The 16,474-nt window shown below is 70.1% G+C and carries 13 protein-coding genes; 8 read left to right on the plus strand and 5 right to left on the minus strand.

Annotated features, from left to right (window positions below):
* Nucleotides 1–353: 353 nt before the first annotated feature.
* The 4 genes from ABTW95_RS00215 to fxsT all read left to right on the plus strand — a co-directional run bounded on the left by ABTW95_RS00215 (nucleotide 354) and on the right by fxsT (nucleotide 8,635).
* Nucleotides 354–1,784, plus strand: coding sequence for an MFS transporter (locus ABTW95_RS00215; protein WP_500223307.1), 1,431 nt, complete (start codon nucleotides 354–356; stop codon nucleotides 1,782–1,784).
* 151 nt (nucleotides 1,785–1,935) lie between these two features.
* On the plus strand, nucleotides 1,936–3,441 hold the full coding sequence (locus ABTW95_RS00220) for a VMAP-C domain-containing protein (protein WP_500223309.1): 1,506 nt from the start codon (nucleotides 1,936–1,938) through the stop codon (nucleotides 3,439–3,441).
* Nucleotides 3,442–3,464: 23 nt separating this feature from the next.
* Nucleotides 3,465–4,487, plus strand: coding sequence for an AAA family ATPase (locus tag ABTW95_RS00225; RefSeq protein ID WP_396449816.1), 1,023 nt, complete (start codon nucleotides 3,465–3,467; stop codon nucleotides 4,485–4,487).
* Nucleotides 4,484–8,635 carry an FxSxx-COOH system tetratricopeptide repeat protein gene (gene fxsT / locus ABTW95_RS00230; protein WP_500223311.1) on the plus strand — a complete coding sequence of 1,384 codons (4,152 nt, stop codon included), beginning with the start codon at nucleotides 4,484–4,486 and terminating at the stop codon, nucleotides 8,633–8,635. Before ABTW95_RS00225 ends, fxsT begins: the two co-directional genes overlap by 4 nt.
* A gap of 20 nt (nucleotides 8,636–8,655) precedes the next feature.
* Here fxsT and ABTW95_RS00235 read toward each other — a convergent pair whose 3' ends face one another.
* The 3 genes from ABTW95_RS00235 to ABTW95_RS00245 all read right to left on the minus strand — a co-directional run bounded on the left by ABTW95_RS00235 (nucleotide 8,656) and on the right by ABTW95_RS00245 (nucleotide 10,495).
* Nucleotides 8,656–9,876, minus strand: a complete 1,221-nt coding sequence (locus ABTW95_RS00235) for an FxsB family cyclophane-forming radical SAM/SPASM peptide maturase (RefSeq protein ID WP_500223313.1) — start codon at nucleotides 9,874–9,876, stop codon at nucleotides 8,656–8,658.
* Nucleotides 9,876–10,067: a hypothetical protein gene (locus tag ABTW95_RS00240; protein ID WP_396449813.1), complete on the minus strand. Its 192-nt coding sequence runs from the start codon at nucleotides 10,065–10,067 to the stop codon at nucleotides 9,876–9,878. The genes ABTW95_RS00235 and ABTW95_RS00240 overlap by 1 nt, the downstream gene beginning before the upstream one ends.
* Nucleotides 10,068–10,255: 188 nt before the next feature.
* Complete coding sequence (locus tag ABTW95_RS00245; protein WP_396449812.1) at nucleotides 10,256–10,495, minus strand: hypothetical protein; 240 nt, start codon at nucleotides 10,493–10,495, stop codon at nucleotides 10,256–10,258.
* Between the two features lie 435 nt (nucleotides 10,496–10,930).
* On the opposite strand from ABTW95_RS00245, the gene ABTW95_RS00250 reads away from it, so the two are divergent.
* Nucleotides 10,931–11,914: an effector-associated domain 2-containing protein gene (locus tag ABTW95_RS00250; RefSeq protein WP_500223316.1), complete on the plus strand. Its 984-nt coding sequence runs from the start codon at nucleotides 10,931–10,933 to the stop codon at nucleotides 11,912–11,914.
* Here ABTW95_RS00250 and ABTW95_RS00255 read toward each other — a convergent pair whose 3' ends face one another.
* Nucleotides 11,915–12,370 carry a nuclear transport factor 2 family protein gene (locus tag ABTW95_RS00255; RefSeq protein ID WP_500223318.1) on the minus strand — a complete coding sequence of 152 codons (456 nt, stop codon included), beginning with the start codon at nucleotides 12,368–12,370 and terminating at the stop codon, nucleotides 11,915–11,917.
* Nucleotides 12,367–13,233 (minus strand): TIGR03619 family F420-dependent LLM class oxidoreductase, encoded by an 867-nt coding sequence (locus ABTW95_RS00260; protein ID WP_500223320.1) that lies wholly within the window; start codon nucleotides 13,231–13,233, stop codon nucleotides 12,367–12,369. The genes ABTW95_RS00255 and ABTW95_RS00260 overlap by 4 nt, the downstream gene beginning before the upstream one ends.
* 86 nt (nucleotides 13,234–13,319) lie before the next feature.
* Here ABTW95_RS00260 and ABTW95_RS00265 point away from each other — a divergent pair, with 86 nt between their 5' ends.
* The 3 genes from ABTW95_RS00265 (at nucleotide 13,320) to ABTW95_RS00275 (ending at nucleotide 16,432) form a co-directional block, all read left to right on the plus strand.
* On the plus strand, nucleotides 13,320–14,183 hold the full coding sequence (locus ABTW95_RS00265; RefSeq protein ID WP_500223324.1) for an SDR family NAD(P)-dependent oxidoreductase: 864 nt from the start codon (nucleotides 13,320–13,322) through the stop codon (nucleotides 14,181–14,183).
* Nucleotides 14,184–14,194: 11 nt separating this feature from the next.
* On the plus strand, nucleotides 14,195–15,031 hold the full coding sequence (locus ABTW95_RS00270) for an EI24 domain-containing protein (protein ID WP_500223326.1): 837 nt from the start codon (nucleotides 14,195–14,197) through the stop codon (nucleotides 15,029–15,031).
* 75 nt (nucleotides 15,032–15,106) lie between these two features.
* Nucleotides 15,107–16,432, plus strand: coding sequence for a flagellar basal body-associated FliL family protein (locus ABTW95_RS00275; protein WP_500223327.1), 1,326 nt, complete (start codon nucleotides 15,107–15,109; stop codon nucleotides 16,430–16,432).
* Nucleotides 16,433–16,474 lie beyond the last annotated feature (42 nt).

Raw genomic sequence — 16,474 nt, forward strand, 5'->3', positions numbered from 1 at the left:
CGGGGACACGCCGCCGCAGGCGACCGCGTCCCGCTACTGGCCAGTCACCTATCGCAATGGGCGCAGAACAATCGAAGGCCCAGGCGATCGTACCGAAGGCCGCCATTCTGGGGCCTTCTTCCTGAAGAAAACATGGCTATCCCGAGAAGATGATATAAGTCTCGGCTAGATAGCATGATATCGAGGCGCATGTTGTCTGGTTTGGACCCTTTTCAGGTATATGGGGTCCGGTGTCTGTTTGATGACCATAGGAGCGCCGGATTTGCGCGCGCTAGGGAGTGCAATCGGTGCCCACTGCTCCATCGACCCTCCACATCGGACCTGACCGCCCGCCCCGGCGGTCATTGTGGAAGGTGCTGGTGCGGCGCCGGGATTTTGCTATTATTTCCGGCGCATCGGCGGTCTCGCAGCTCGGCTCGATGACCGTGGCGGCCGCCGGTCCGCTGCTCGCCCTCTCCCTCACCGGATCCCCGGTCGTGGCGGGATGCGTCACCGCCGCGAGTGCGTTGCCGGAACTCCTGCTCCAGGTGCCGGCGGGGCTGCTGGTCGACAGGTTCGACCGCCGCCGGGTGATGTGGTGGAGCCAGACGGTGCGGGTGGTCTTCGCGGTCGTCACCTGCCTGTCCCTGGCGTGGTGCGACTGGGCCGCCATCCTGATCATCATGGCGTTGGTCGACGCCTCCTGCATGGTCTTCTACGAAGTGGCCGAGATCGCCACCGTTCCGAACCTCGTGCCGGCGAGGTCGCTGAAGGCCGCGATCGGAAGCAATGAAGCCAAGCTCAACGCGTCGATGGTCCTCGGCCGCCCCTTAGGCGGCGCGTTGCTCGCGGTCAGCGCGCTGGCCCCCTGGGTCGTGGCGGCGTGCACCTCGCTGTTCCCGATCTTCGGCCTGCTGTTCACCGGGCCGCCGAGACGACGAAGACTCCGCGCGCTCGTGGCAGCCGCGTACCACCGCCTGCGCGGGGCGAGGGTCGCGGGCCGCGACTTTCCGCCCGGTGCTCCGGCCTCCCCGGCCGGAGCGGAGCAGCCGCCGGCTGAAGACGCGGGAGCCGCCGACTCCGAGGCGTATGTGCCGATGTTCAGAGACATACTCGGCCAGGTCGTCCACGATCGCTTCTCCCGCGCGGTGCTGGCGGTCTGCGTCCTGGCGAACTTCCTTTTTCAAGTCGTCGTGCTCCTACAGATCTTTTTGGCCGAACGCCAGGGTATGCCCAGCTACCTGGTCGGCTTGATGCTTTCTTGCTCGGGCCTCGGAGGCGTCGCCGGTGCGGCCCTGTCGCCCAGGCTGCTTCGCGATAAAAGACCCTCCGTCAGGTCGATATTCTTTTGCGCACTCATCTGGATTCCCCTGGCCGCGGCGGCCACCCTTCCGCAGAATCCGGTGCTGGGATTGGTGATGTGGGGATTGGGCAGTGTGGTCGGCGTTTACATCAACGTGGCGCTCAGGGCTCACCAGGCCGAGTTCTTTCCCAACGGGCAGTTCGGCAGGGTCATCGGCATCACTCGTTTCCTGAGTGTCGGCGCGGTGGCGCTGGGGGCCTTCAGCGGTGGCTGGATCATCCGCTTGCTCGACGTCCATGGAACCGCGCTCTTCGTCAGCGGGATGTTCGGCGCGATCCCCGTGGTGCTCATCGTCCTCCACTTCCAGGTTCTGCCGGACTTCCTCGGACGGTGCGCGACGGTCGCCTGGTCCCCCAGGGACGCGGACCCTGCGCCGCTCGCGGACGCGGAGAGCCGGGGCGGTGCTCTGGTGAACTCATCGGCGCCGGCCGGGCATCGCTGACCGGCTTCGGCAGCGGGGTGGCCGCCCGCGGGCGGGCCGCGAGATGCTGTCGGAAGTGTGTCTCAGGACGCAGTGCGCGACGGTTCGTGCGTCGTAGTGTGTCGCTCGGTTCGTGAGGCCACTGAGCGGTCGGCAGGCGACCATCCGTCGTATGCGCGGCGGGGCGGAGGCGGAGCGTTTGATCACGTCGCTGAACGTTGAGGATCAGCATCGGCTCGTCGAGGCGATCCTGCGCGTCGACGCGATGAGCGTCCAGCGGGAGCGGGCCGTCCACGTGGAGGCGCTGGAGCGCGACCTTGGGCACCGCCTGCCCTATGTGCACCACGACAAGGAAATGCTCGACGTGTGGGCGCTGGTCAACGCCCTGCTCACGTATCCGGGAGCGGCGCACGCCCTCGTGCGGATCCTGAAGACCTTCTACCCCAACAGCCTGCCGGTGCGGGCGCTCGGCGACCTCGTCGCCGAGCTGCTTCCGGAGCCTTGGCTCGACCGGGTCGAGCGGCGCGAACTCCACGAGCTGATCACATCCTTGGAACGGACGGAGCCGGGCCTCTCGCATCTCGGCAGGTTCCCGGTGTTCTACCGGCGGGTGATCGGGCCCGCCTGGCCGCGGCTCGACCGGGACATGCGCGACCTCCATGAGGTCGTCGCCCTCCTGGAGGAGATGCCCGCGGGTCGCGACGGCGTCCCGCCGCTGCTGCTGTTCGTGAGCGATCTCGCCGAGTCCGCGGGGTATCCGACCGCGCCGGCGTTCCGGGACTGGGTGCGCCGGCAGGTGGCGGCGCAGGGTCTCAACGGTGCGGTCCTCCAGCGAGGCCGGACGCCCGAGTTGATGCGGGCCGAACCCGAGCCGTCAGAGAACTACTTGATCATCGAGTGCATGCCGGACGCGCTGGAGGAAGATCGGTATCTCGTCACCGCGTGGCTCCAGGTGGGCCGCGAGCCCGGCAGCACGCTTGAGTGCGGGGATGAGGCGCTGCCGCTCAGCCGAATACCGGAGTTATTGGAGCGGCTGCTCACCTCGGAGAGCTCCGTGGTCGGCCGGCCCAGCCCCGATCTGACGATCGAGTTCCTGCTGCCCCGCGCTCTGCTGGACCATCCGGTCGAGCAGTTCAAGATCAATATCGCCGGGTTGGAGCATCGCATCGGCATCCGTTACCCCGTGGTCGTGCGCAGCCTCGACCGGATGCGCTTCGCCGAGCTCCACCACGACTGGCGGCACAAGTGGGGCTGGCTGTGCGGGCACTCGGACGACGCGCCGGTCTGCCTGCTGACCCGTCCCGGCGAATACGACAGAGAGGAGCTGTTCTCCAGGCTGTCCGGGGCGTCCGCGGCCGTCCTCGCGCTGGCCTTCCCGCCATGGGCCCGAGCGGAGGACGAGCCGGACGAGCACTGGGTGGGCCTGGTCGCCGGCATCCCCGTCGTCGCGTGGTGCCGGGACGGCCGCGACCCCGCCCAGTTCGCCAGGGAGGTCAAGGGTCTGCTGGCGGCGGACGTGATGAAGCTGCCGCGGCGGACGATGGAACTTCGCCGGCAGGCGCTGTCGGGCGGCCCCGACGGCTCCGGCCCCGGCCATCTCGGACTGAATCTGACCCTCGTGTTCGACGATGCCGACCGCATTCCCGAGCCGTACGTGCGGCTCCGCCCACCCGCCTAGCACCATCCCTCCGGAAGGCGCCCATGACGACAGAACCAGAGACCGGTGGCCTCAATGGCGACTGGCGCATCTACCGGGGCGACAGCAGCCCGCACGACCGGGTGCGGCAACTCCCGCCGCCCCCACCGTGGCGCCGGTTCAGCTCCGTGGACTCCGGTGACGGGCGCCTGCAGAGGCAATTGCAGCAGGCGATCTCCTACCGGCCGGACGAGTCTGTCGTCGACAGGGTCAACGCGGCGATTCTGCTGAGACGGCCGCTGTTGGTGATGGGCAAGCCGGGATCGGGCAAATCCACCCTGGCCTACAACGTCGCCTACGAACTGGGGCTCGGCTCAGTCCTGTACTGGTCGATCACGAGCAACACGACGCTGCAGGACGGGCTCTACGACTACGACGCCATCGGCCGGCTGCACGAGACCAGCCTGCACGGCGCGGGCGGCCGGGCGGAGCCGGCGGAGCCGCCCGACATCGGGCGCTACATCCGGCTCGGCCCGCTCGGCACGGCGCTGCTGCCCGGCGACCTGCCCCGCGTTCTCCTCATCGACGAGCTGGACAAGAGCAACATCGACTTGCCGAACGACCTGCTGAACGTCTTCGAAGAGGGCCGGTTCGACATCGTGGAGCTGCAGCGGCTGCCCGAGGAGCAGTCGCGCATCCACGTGATGACCCACGACGGCGGCCCGCGCGTGCCGATCGACCGCGGCGAGGTGCGGTGCGAGAACTTCCCCATCGTCATCATCACCAGCAACGGGGAGCGTGAGTTCCCGCCCGCGTTCCTGCGCCGGTGCGTCCGGCTGGTGATCGAGCCGCCGGACCGGGACAGGCTCGCCGAGATCATCGAGGCGCATCTCGGCCCGGACGCCCGCTCCGTGAGCGACGAGCTGATCGAGCAGTTCCTCGCCCGCCGCGCCGACGGAGCCCTCGCCACCGACCAGCTCCTCAACGCCGTCTACCTCGCGACGTCCGGGAGCAGACCGCCCGAGACGAAGCTGCAGGAGATCCTCGAAACCGTGCTCCGGCCCATCGAGAGGCCCGGCGCGGGATGATCGGGCGGCTCGTCGAGGCCCTCCAGGCGCTCGACCCGCAGCCCACGGCGGAGGAGGTCGCGGACGCGCTCTGGCTCGCCGACTGGTTCCGGAAGCACGAGGGCCCGACACACTCGGCGGCGGGCGGCTCCCGGGAACCGGCCGAGGGCGGGTCTCCCGGTCCAGCACCGCCGCCGGCCCCGCCGCCGGAGTCCTCGCCTGCGCCGGAACGCGACCCGGCGCCGCCGCGGACGGTGGAGGCGGGCATCTACCTGACCGGGCAGAACGTCCCGGCCACCGCGTTTCCCGTCCGCATGCCCGCCATGCCGGCCATCTCGCGGCCTTTGTCGCTCGTCCGCGCGCTTCGCCCGCTGCGGACGACGGTGCCGTCGGTGACGCGCAGGCACCTGAACGAGACCGCGACCGCGCAGCGCATCGCCGAGACCGGGGTGCTGGAAACCGTCATGGTGCCGGCGCAGGAGCGACGGTACGAATTGGCCCTCGTCGCGGATGTCGGCCCGTCGATGGTCGTGTGGCGGCAGACGGTCGATGAGCTGGAACTGCTGCTGCAGCAGCTCGGCGCGTTCCGCGACGTGCGGACGTGGTACCTGGACACGGATACCCGACGGCTGTCCCTGCGCACCGGCTCGGCGTCCGGCGTCGGCGCCGAGCGCGATCCTGACGAGCTGATCGACCCGACGCGCCGGCGCCTCGTCCTGGTCGTCAGCGACTGCATCGGCGCGGCCTGGCAGGACGGCCGGGCCGCCGCGCTGCTCGACCGGTGGGGCCGCGCCGGCACCGTCGCGATCGTCCAGCCGCTGCCGCAGCGGCTGTGGTGGCGGACCGCCGCCGCGATCGAACCCGTGCGGTTCGGCGCGTCCGGTCCGGCGGCGGCCAACGAACGGCTCACGGTGACGCGGGCGGCGATGCGGCTTCCCGACGACCGCCCGCTGGGCATCGCGATTCCGGTTGTCGAGCTGAGCGACCGCTGGCTGCGGTCGTGGGCGGGCATGGTCGCCCGCGGCGGCCGGAACGTCATGGGGGCCGCGCTGTTCACCGGCCGCCCGGCGGTGTCTCCGCCGCCCGCCGAAACGGACGCGCTCTCCGCCGAAATGCGGGTCAAGCAGTTCCGGGCATCGTCGTCGCCGGCGGCGTTCAAGCTCGCGACCTTCCTCGCGGCCGCACCGTTGCGGCTGCCCGTCATGCGCCTGGTCCAGCAGGCGATGCTTCCCACCTCGGCTTCGGCCGACCTGGCCGAGGTGTTCCTGAGCGGTCTGCTGCGGATGGTCGAACGCCCGTCCGACGGGCGTGCGGAGGAGATCGCCTACGAATTCCATGACGGCGTCCGGGAAATCCTGCTGCAGGGCCTGCGCCGCCGCGAGGTGTTTCAGGTGCTGCGCGCGGTGTGGGATGTCGTCCGCGACCGGCTCGGCTCATCGCTGGACTTCCCCGCCTTCCTCGCCGCGGCGCGGCGAGGAGAGGCGCAGCTGCCGCCCGACCTGCCGTTCGCGCAGGTGGCGGCGCAGGCACTGGCGGGGCTCGGCGGGCCGTACCGGCAGATGGCGAAACAGCTGACGAGCGGTGCCGCCTCCGTCCCCGACACGGTTGCCGGCGAAGACTTCGACGGTGCCGACGCCGTGCTTCCGTCCTCCGTGGCGCCGACTGCGGAGCCCGCGCCGGTACCGCGCAGGTGGCTGCCGGGCCGCAATCCCGACTTCATCGGACGCGACCGGCTGCTCACCGAGCTTCGGACGGCCTTGCAGGGCGGCATGGCCGCGCTCTTGCCGCATTCGGAGTTCGGCATGGGTGGAGAAGGCAAGTCCAACCTCGCGCTCGAGTACGCCTACCGCCATGCCGACGACTATGACCTGGTGTGGTGGATTCCGGCCGAGCAGGAGACGTCGGCACGCGCGGCGCTGGCGCAGTTGGCCCGCGAGCTCGGCCTGCCGATGAGCGACGACATCAAGGAGGTCGTCGACGGCGTCCTGCGTGCGCTGCGCGCCGGGCGGCCCTATGGTCGCTGGCTGCTGATCTACGACAACGCACAGGACCCGGATCAGCTCGTCCCGCTGACTCCGCAGGCGCTCGACGGACCGGGGCGGGACCTCGGGCCGCACCGCCACGTCCTGGTGACCTCGCGCGACCGCGGTTGGGAGCGCCACGCGTCCGCGGTGGACGTGGGGGTCTTCGAACGGCCGGAGAGCATCGCCCTGCTCCGGCGCGTGGTGCCGCGCCTGTCGGAGACCGAGGCCGACATGCTCTCGGAGCGCGTAGGCGATCTTCCTTTGGCGGTCCACCAGGCGGCGGCATGGCAGGCCGTCACCGACGGGACCGTCGAGGACTATCTGCGACTCTTCGACCGGCGTCTGACCGACATCGCCTCGGCGGACTCGTCCGGTGACGATTTCCCGGAATCGCTGGCGGCGGGTGTGAGCCTGAACCTCGATCTGCTTCAGGACGAGGACCCCGTCGCCTGGGCGCTGCTGGAGCTGTGGGCCGTCTTCGGTCCCGAGCCGGTGTCCTGCAGGCTGCTGGGGGCGGGTGCGTCGGCCGCGCTCCCCGCCCAACTCGCGGAGCTGCTGGCCGAGGAGACAGGGCTGCGGGAAACGATGCGCGCGATCGCCCGGTTCTCTCTTGCCCGCTTCGATGAGGAGGCGGAGACGCTCCAGATCCACCGCCTCGTCCGCGCCATCCTCAACGACCGTCTCGGCGAGGACGGGCGCCATCGGGTCCAGGCACATGTGCACGCGATCCTCGCCGCCGCCACTCCTGTAGGAGAGCCGGAGGAGGAGTCGACCTGGGAACTCAGATCCGAGATCACCCCCCACGTCGTCCCATCCGGGGTATTCGACGCTGACGGTTCCGACATCCGGGATGTCGGCGTCGACCAGGCGAAGTACCTGTACCAGTCCGGGGATTTCGAGGGCAGCCGGAGGCTGGCGGTGATCGCACTGGACCGCTGGCTGGAACGGTATGGACCCGACGACGACGCGGTCCTGGACATTTCACGTGTACTGGCGAACGCATTGCGGGGCCTGGGCGACAGCAGATCGGCAGCCAAGCTCAGCGAGGAGAATCTCACGCGGACGCGCACGAAGTTCGGCGTCGATCACCTTCAGGCCCTTTTTGCGGCGGCGGGATTCAGTGCCGACCTGCGCTTCCTCGGCGACTTCCGCCGGGCCTACGAGGTCGATATGGACGCCTGGCGCCGCATGCGCCAACTGCGCGGGAGGGGTTCGGCCGATGCGCGGCTGGCTGCTGCCAATCTTGCGGTCGACCTGCGCATCTTGGGTAGGTTCCAGGAGGCCTACGACATCGACATGGAGGTCTGGCGAAGCCCGGAGCAGTCCTACCGGCAGCGGTTCCGCGCCACTCATCACCTCGCCCGAGATCTGCACGCGCTGGGCCAGTACGACCGGGCCTACGATCTGCAGGCCGAGAGCCTGGCCAATCTGCGGCCCGTCCTCGGTCCTGGGCATTCGCTCGTTCTGCAGGCGAAGATGAGCCACGCCGGCACCTTGCGGAAGCTGGGACGCATGGAAGAGGCGCATCGCCTGGCCACCGAAACGTTCGCCGCGCATGTCCGCCGGTTCGGCGAATACCATCCGAATACGCTGGCCAGCAAGGTCAGCCTGGCACTCGCCACCAGCGCGCTCGGGCGGCCCGGCGAGGCCCTGCCCCTCATCGACGACGCGCTGGACTGCTATCGCCAGGTGATGGGGGATGGTCATCCCTTCGTACACGTCTGTGCGATCAACAGGGCGGTCGTACTGCGGCGGCTGGCAGACGCCTACGCGGCGCAGGAGTCCGACCAGGCCGCGCTCTCCGCCCTCGAAGCCGGGGTCCTCGGACCGGACCACTACTACGCGCTGTGCGCCGCTGTGGGGCTGGCTCACGACTACTACCTGCTCGGCGAGATGGAGGCAGCGGTCCGGCTTCTCACCGAGGCGCGGGTCAAGATGATCGGCTTGCTCGGCGAGCGGCATCCCTACTCGCTCGCCGTCACTCTCAATCTGGGACGTGTGCGCACTGCCATGGAAGACGATGCGCCCGACACGGCCCAGGCCCTGGCCTCGCTGGCGCGCATGCTCGGCCGGGAGCATCCGGAGGTGCTCGCCGTCGAACGGGGCGAGATGCTGGAATGCGACATCGAGCCCACGGCCCTTTAGGGATCGGTGGTCCGGACGGATCAGTTGCTTCTCGTGGGCTGAGCGCGGGCAAGATCGCGCTGGAGGGTCCGTCCGATGTGTTCGATCAGTTTCATCAGGTCCGGGCAGTACACGGACGGGTTGAGATAGCCGCTGCCCTCCCGGTAGCGGTGCGCGTACGCGCCGCCGCCGCAGATGTCGCGCACCCCGCACGTCTCGCAGGTGGGCGCCAGCGCCGCTCGGCCGATCTGCCGCGCGACCACACCCGGATGCCACAGCGCCTCGTCGAAGCTGTGGTCGAAGACGTTGAGACCTGTCTCGGGCGCCCCCGCGTAAGAGGTCTTCAGCGAATCGACCTGCTGGAGCGTCCCGTCAGTGTCGACGACGAGCATGGCCACCGGCGACAGCCCGACGTTCTCGCTCTGGCTCTGCCCACCGAGCAGGACATTCATGATCTCCTCGAACATCCGTACGCCGGTTTCCTTGCGCGGAGTGTGGTACCAGCGGTCGAACACCGTGATGAGCCACTCGGCGTAGGGTGTGCCGCCTCCCTCCACAGGGCGCCGGGGCGGCGGGGCGCTCCAGGTTCCGTGAGGGAGCAGGAAGTCGATGCGGGGCGGACCGGTTTCCAAAAGTGCTTCGTACGTTCGGATCGGATCATTGTCGAGGTCCACCGTGCAGAGGAGGCCTCGGTACAGCCGCCGGTGCGAGCCCGCGAGCCGGTTCAGCCCGCGCATGACGTCGGAGTGGCTGCCGCGCCCGTTGGCGCGGAGCCTGTGCCGGTCGTGGCCGTCGCGGTCGCCGTCGAGGCTGACCGATACGCCCACATCGTGCTCGTCGAGCATCGCCAGCATCGCGTCGGTGAGCAGCACCCCGTTCGTCTGAATGCTCACCTCGACGTCGCACGACGGCGGCATTGCGGCGCGGAACTGTTCAACGGCGCCGGCAATGGCGGCCTCTCCGGCCAGCAGCGGCTCGCCTCCGTGAAGGACGATCGAAACGTCTTCGAGCAAATGGTCGCTGACATGCTCCGCGACCCTTGCGGTCGTCGCGGCCAGGACCTCGGGGGCCATCGCGGTCGGCCGCGTACGCCACGTCTGGTCCGCGCTCTCGTAGACGTAGCAATAGTCGCAGGCGAGATTGCAGCGGCCGTGGATCTTGAGAACGAACTCCGCGAACGGCATGGGTTGCCATCCACCGGCTTTGAGTGCGGGAACGTCGAGGCCCTGTAGGGGCCATTCGGCAGGTTCAGGCTCGGGCATCAGACGAGGTTGTCGAACCCGGCCAGGACGCGGCGCGGGTTGCTGAGCTCCTCGTAGGCGCGCCGGAGGGCGGAGGTCAGGACCGTCCCTGTGGAGCGCTCGAGGATGTCCAGCTCGCGGTTGGGGAGTGGGGTCTGGCTGGGGGACGCGAAGTCGATGGATTCTGCTGCGCTGTGGTGAGTGGCCGGCATGGTCATCTCCCTTTCTCGTTCAGCGATCGGAGAATGCGTCGCCGTTCCTCTGACGGCTGACGCGCACCTCCTGGGATGACGCGCCGATCATAAGGACGCGGGGCCACGCATGCTGATCCGTCGAAAACGCGCCGTTGTTCTGCTTCTGCCCTACCGGGGCCATTGTCCTCGGTTGGTCGCGGCTGCGCTTATGAAGCGGCCTTCCGGCGGATCTGGAGTCCTTCGCGGTCGACCGTCATCTTGTTGTCGAAGACCGCTCGGATCGGCCGCGGGATGGTGCGCTCTGCGACGGCGCGGTTTACGGCGAGACTCGGCACCGATTCGTCGTCCAGTTCCGCGGAGGCGAGGTCGTGGAGGGTCGGCGGGGTCCAGTCGAAGGAAGCTGCGGGATCGCTGGACTCTGATGTGCTGCCATGAGTGTCCGGCACGGCCGTCTCCCCCTCTTATCCCGTATAGCGGAAATGCGTCGCGCTCCCTCGTCGGGGCAGGGGCATCAGCCTAGTCGCGACGCGACGATCATACGGATCCATGGTCCGCGCGCACGTCGATCCGCGGAAGACGCGCCGCCGATTTTTTCGCTGCGTCCCGCCGGGCCGTTGTCCTTGGTCGGCCGAAGCTGGATTTCGTTGTCGATCCGGTCCGGGAGGTGCTGCTCCTGGCGGACGAGTCTCAGGTAGGGAGCCCTGGCGGTTCTCATGGACGGGGCGGAGGCGCGCAGGTCGCGCGGGGTGCGGGAAGGGGCGCGGTGGTGGGGTTGGGCCGTGGAAGCGGGGTGGAATGTGATGGTTGACGCATTTTCCTTGCCGGGGTCGGTTGAGGGTTGCAGAGTGGGATCGGCGGCGAGCGGCGGTGAGGTGCCTGTGATGGAGGCCATGCGCCCGGGGCGGGGGAGATGGCGGCCGGAGGGAATGTGCTCGTTCCTCGTCTGCGACATCGCCGGGTTCAGTGACGCCTCGCGCGGCGATCCGGTGCGGGTCCGGGTGCGGAAGTCGATGTACGAGGGGCTCGACCGGAGCCTGGCGGGGGCCGGGCTGCGGCTGGACGACTGCTATCACGAGGACCGCGGGGACGGGGTGATGGTCGTCATGCCGCCGGACGTGAAGACGGAGCTGCTGCTCACGGCGGTGGTCGGCCGGCTGCGGGCGGAGGTGCGGCATCACAACGAGGCGGCGAGCGAGGTCGCGCGGATGCGGCTGCGGGTGGCGGTCAACGTCGGTGAGGCCGAGGCGGACGGGCGGGGGATCGTCAGCACGGCGCTGACGCACGCGTTCCGGCTGCTGGACGCGGCGCCGCTGAAGGAGGCGGTCGCCAAGGCCGAGACCGGGATCGCGCTGATCGTGTCGCGGCGGGTGTACGAGGATGTGGTGCGGCACGGCCGGGGGCTCGTCGATCCGGGCGACTACTACCAGGTCCAGGTGAAGGTGAAGGAGACCTGCGACGACGCCTGGATCATGGTGCCCGGGGCGCGGCCCGGCCGGGTTCCCGCGGTGCCCGAGGAGAAGGAGCCCGCGGCGGAGGGGTGCGAGGCGTATCCGGCGGACGTGCCGGTGGCCGAGCTGTTCCGGGTCGTGGACGGCCTGCTGGAGATCCCCCGGCTGCGGGCCGAGCGGGGGCGGGACCAGCTGGTGGCGGCGCTGTCGCTGGAGATCGCCGGGGCGGTTCCGCGGTCGGCGGAGGCGCGCGCCGACCTGTACGCCATCGTCCGGACGTGCCTGGACTACGCGGGCGGCCTGCAGCAGTTGCTTCAGGCCGTGCAGGGGTTCGTGGGCGAGTCGATGGCGGTGCGGAGGGTGAAGCAGACGATCGCCCGGTCGCTGCTGTCGCCCCGGGACGACGCCTGGTCGTGATCAGGGCTTGGTGATCGTGGCCATGGCGCGGTCGGGTTCCCAGTGCGCTCGCAGGGAGGTGATCCGGCCGTCCTCGTCGACCTTGTAGATGAGGACGCAGTCGATGGTCATGGTGGAGCCGTCGGCCATGGTGGTCGTGATCGTGGCGACGTTGGCGCAGCAGTCGCCGTTGGCGAACGAGTCGGCGATCGTGAAGCGGAAGCCGGCGATCGTGGAGATGAAGTCGTCCCAGAAGGCGGTGATGCCGTCGATGCCTCGGTGGCCGTTGCCCGAGGGGTCCAGGAAGGACGGGCCCACGGGGTCTTCGATGAGGGCGTCGGGGGCGAAGAGGTCCAGCCAGTCCTGCTTGCGGCCCTCGGCGACGGCGGTCATGGACGCGCGGGCGGCGCGGCGGGCCGGGTGGCCGGTGTCGGGCGCGTGCCACGAAATGGCGTCTGAAACGTGTTCTTGTTTCACGGGTTCACCTTCGCGATGACGGTCTCGGCGAAGCGTTCGAGGTGCTCGATCTTCTTGGCCAGGGGCTGCGTGTCGGGGCCCTTGGCGTAGGGCATCCGGAACCCGACGATCACGTCGGTGACGCCCTTGTCGGCCAGGCGCTTGACGCCGTCGGGCGTGTAGGCGTCCATCGAGATCACGTGGATCTCGAAGGGGGCGCCGGCCTTCCCCTCCTGCTTGCGGATGTCGTCCAGCCTGCCCAGGAGGGCGTCCAGGTCGTCGCCGCCGGCGTGCATCCAGCCGTCCCCGCGGACGACGGCGCGGCGCAGCGCCGGCTCGCTGTGCCCGCCGACCAGGATCGGGAAGGGGCGCGCGGGCGCCATCTTGATCGCCGGGATGTCGAAGTGCTCGCCGTGGAACTCGAAGTACTCGCCGGTGCTGAGGCCGCGCAGGATGTCGATCGCCTCGTCCATCCGCTTGCCGCGCCGCTCCCACGGGACGCCCATCACCTGGAAGTCCTCCGGCCACGGGCTGAGGCCGACGCCCAGGCCGAGCCTGCCGCCGGTCATGCAGGCGATGGACGTGGCCTGCTTCGCGACCAGCACGGGCGGCCGGATGGGGAGCTTGAGGACGAACGGCGTGAAGCGCAGCGTCGTGGTCACCGCGCCGAGGGCCGCGATGAGGGTGAACGTCTCGATGAAGGGCTTGTCCTCCAGGAAGTCCCTCTTGCCGTCCGCGGTGTAGGGGTAGGTCGAGTCGGACTCCTTCGGATACACGAGCGAGTCGGCGATCGACATGCTCGTGTAGCCCGCGGCCTCGGCCGCCTTGGCCAGCGGCACGTAGAACGACGGGTCGGTCATGGCCTCGGCGTAGGTGAACCTCATGCCCAGATACTAGAACCCGTTCTAGTTCTGTGCCAGGGGCGGCGGCCGCCTTGCCGGGGGTTCGCCGCGGGTGGTTCGGTGGGGGCATGGGGAGGATCGCGATTGTGACCGGCGGGACGTCCGGGATCGGGAAGGAGGTCGCGCGGGGGCTGGCGCGGGCCGGGTACCTGGTCGGGATCGTCTGCCGGAACGAGCTGCGCGCGGCCGCGACGGTGGAGGAGCTGGCGCGGGACGTCCCGGGCGCGCAGGTCGAGACCTTCATCGCCGACCTCTCGGTGCAGATGGACGTCCGGCGGGTGGCGGCGTCGCTGGAGGAGCGGTTCGACCACCTGGACGTGCTCGTCGGCAATGCCGGGGTGCACCTGCTGCGCGCCAAGGTCAGCGCGGACGGCCACGACCGCATGATCGCGACGAACCACCTGGGGCCGTTCCTGCTGACGAACCTGCTGCTGGGGCTGCTGGAGAAGGGCGCGCCGTCGCGGGTCGTGATCGTCGCGTCGGAGGCGCACCGGCGGGCCGGCCGGTTCGACGTGGAGCGGCTGGCGGAGCCGGGGTCCTACGGGCCGCTGGAGTCGATGCGGGTCTACGGGCGGTCCAAGCTGCTCAACATCCTGTTCGCGCAGGAGCTCGCGCGGCGGATGGAGGGCAGCGGGGTGACGGTCGACGCCGTCTGCCCCGGGGCCGTCGCGACGGGGCTGTTCAGGGACGTGCCCGGCGGCGGGCGGATCGGCTCGCTGCTGTCGCGCACCCCGCTCATGCGGACGCCGGCGCAGGGCGCGCGGCCTGTGCTGCGGCTCGCGCTGGACGAGCGGCACGAGGGACGCACCGGCGGCTTCCACAGCTCGACGCCGGGCGCCGGGCTGCTGCCGGTCGCGGGCGCGCTGAAGGACCCGGAACTGCGGCGGGCGGTCTGGGATCGGTCCGCCCGTCTCGTGGGGCTGCCCGTATAGGGTCTGGGTGCGTGAACCCACCGCACCCCCGGAACGCGCCGCCGGTGCCTGCGAAACCGTCCGCGCTCAAGGATCTGTTCTCCGGCGCCGGCTATCTGGCGCGCGGCATCGGATGGACGGCGCGGCACCCGGCGCAGTGGCTGTTCGGGCTGATCCCCGCGCTGATCGTGCTGGCCGTGTACGCGGCGGCGCTGGTCTTCCTGGCGTTCCAGATCGACGATCTCGCCGCGTGGACGACGGGCTTCGCCGACGGCTGGGCGGACGCGGCCCGCACGTCCGCCCGGGTCGTCGCAGGCGTCGCGATCTACGGGTCCGCCCTGTTCCTGGCGATGATCACGTTCACCGCGGTGACGCTGCTGGTCGGCGACCCCTTCTACCAGGCCATCGCGGTCCGGGTGGAGGAGTCGCGGGGCGGCGCGCCGCCGGAGCCGGACGTCCCGCTGCTCGTCCAGCTCGGGCGGGCGATCAAGGACACGCTGGTCATCGGGGCGATCGCGCTGGCGTTCGCGGTCGTGTTCTTCGCGTGCGGGTTCCTGCCCGTGGTGGGGCAGACGGTCGTCCCGGTGGTCGCGGCGCTCGTGTCCGGCTACTTCCTCGCGGGTGAGCTGACCTCGATCGCGCTGGAGCGGCGCGGCGTCCTCCGCAAGGAGCGGTTCGCGCGGATGAGGGCCGACCGGCCGCTCGTCGTGGGATTCGGCGCGACGACTTTTGTGGTGTTCCTCATTCCGCTGGGCGCGGTGCTCGCGATGCCGGGGGCGGTGGCCGGGGCCACGCTGCTGGCCAGGGAGCGCCTGGCGGACGACCCGCTGGTCACAGCGGGTGACGGCGGAGTGGCGAGCCATCACTGAGGTGATGTGAAGATGTGTCCCGAGCGTGATTGCGGGCGGAATGCCCACTCCTGATCTTCGCGTAACGTGTGCCGCATGTCCGATCAGGGGGAGCGCGGTGTGCGCTGGACCGACATGAACGAGAGCGAACCGCGGGACGGGTTCCGGCAGGGGCCCGGCACCGGTGATCCGACCGGTCCGCAGGTGGTCTTCCCCGAGCCCGAGTCTCCCGAGGTGCCCATGCCCGCGCCGACCGATCCCGCCGACACCGGCGAGGACGCAGGGTCGCACGACGTCTGGGGCAGGGTCGAGCAGCCCCAGGCCCAGCCCCAGTCCCAGCCTCCGGCCTCCTCCCAGGAGTCCGGCGACCGCGACGCCGACGACGTCAAGGTCGCGCCCGTCTCCGAGGACGAGCCCGTCCCCGAGGGCGCGTACGCCCCTGAGGGGGCGCCGGCCTCCGAGGAGGACGCGCCCCAGTGGGAGGGGTCGCTGTTCGACGAGGGGGCGGGCGACTCCAACTACGTCCCGGCCGTCCCGACCGGGTCGGGGCAGCCCGCGAAGCCGGGCAAGCCGAGCAGCGGCAACTGGCAGATGCCCGAGTGGATGGCGAACGAGGAGTCCGCCGACGCCAAGCTCGGCGGTTCGCCGGACCCGTCCCGGGACGTGCTGGACGACTCGGGCGGCCGGTCCCGGCTGATCCTCTTCGGCGGCGTCGGGCTGCTGCTCGTCGCGCTGATCGCGGCCGGCGCCGTCTACCTCACCAGGGGCGGCGGCGACGACGAGCCCGCGGAGCCGGCCGGCAACGCCGACAAGCGGTCGGCGGCCGAGCAGTCCGAGGAGGCGCAGCCGCAGCTGCCGCCGGACAAGCCGCTCACCAGGTTCGCCGGCACGCCGAGCCGGATGCTCGGCATGGTGAAGGACGCCCACTCCGGTCTCGCCTACCCGCGGCTCGCGGCGCCCTGGCAGGTGCCCACGAAGAAGAACAAGCTGGGCACGTCGGGGTGGTCCGGGCAGCAGATCCTGGTGACGGAGCGGCACGGGCAGCAGATCTGGTACGGCCAGCTGCTCACCGGCACGCTGCACCCGGGCCTGATGGGCGCCTACCAGGGCCCGGAGAGCGTGAAGAACACCGCCGCCCTGGTCGCGCAGAGCTACGAGGCGCAGTACTACGCGTTCCCGCACAAGACGGCGCCGCTGGCGTCGCAGGCGCTGACCGTCGGCGGGCGCAAGGGCTGGCTGATCGCCTCCTACCTGACCTACCGGCGGGACGGGATCCGGGCGACCGGCGAGATCGTCGCCACCGCGGTGGTCGACACCGGCCGCGAGGCCCCGGCCGTGGTGTTCGCGTCGATGCCGAACACGCACAAGAAGCGCTGGCCGGACCTCAACGAGTTCTTCACCCACCTGAAGATCGCGTCCTGACAAACCGAATGCCGTTCTAATAGGCTGTGGCCCACGTCCGAG

The sequence above is a fragment of the Spirillospora sp. NPDC127506 genome, assembly GCF_040302145.1.
In the GTDB taxonomy this organism is placed as follows: Bacteria; Actinomycetota; Actinomycetes; order Streptosporangiales; family Streptosporangiaceae; genus Spirillospora.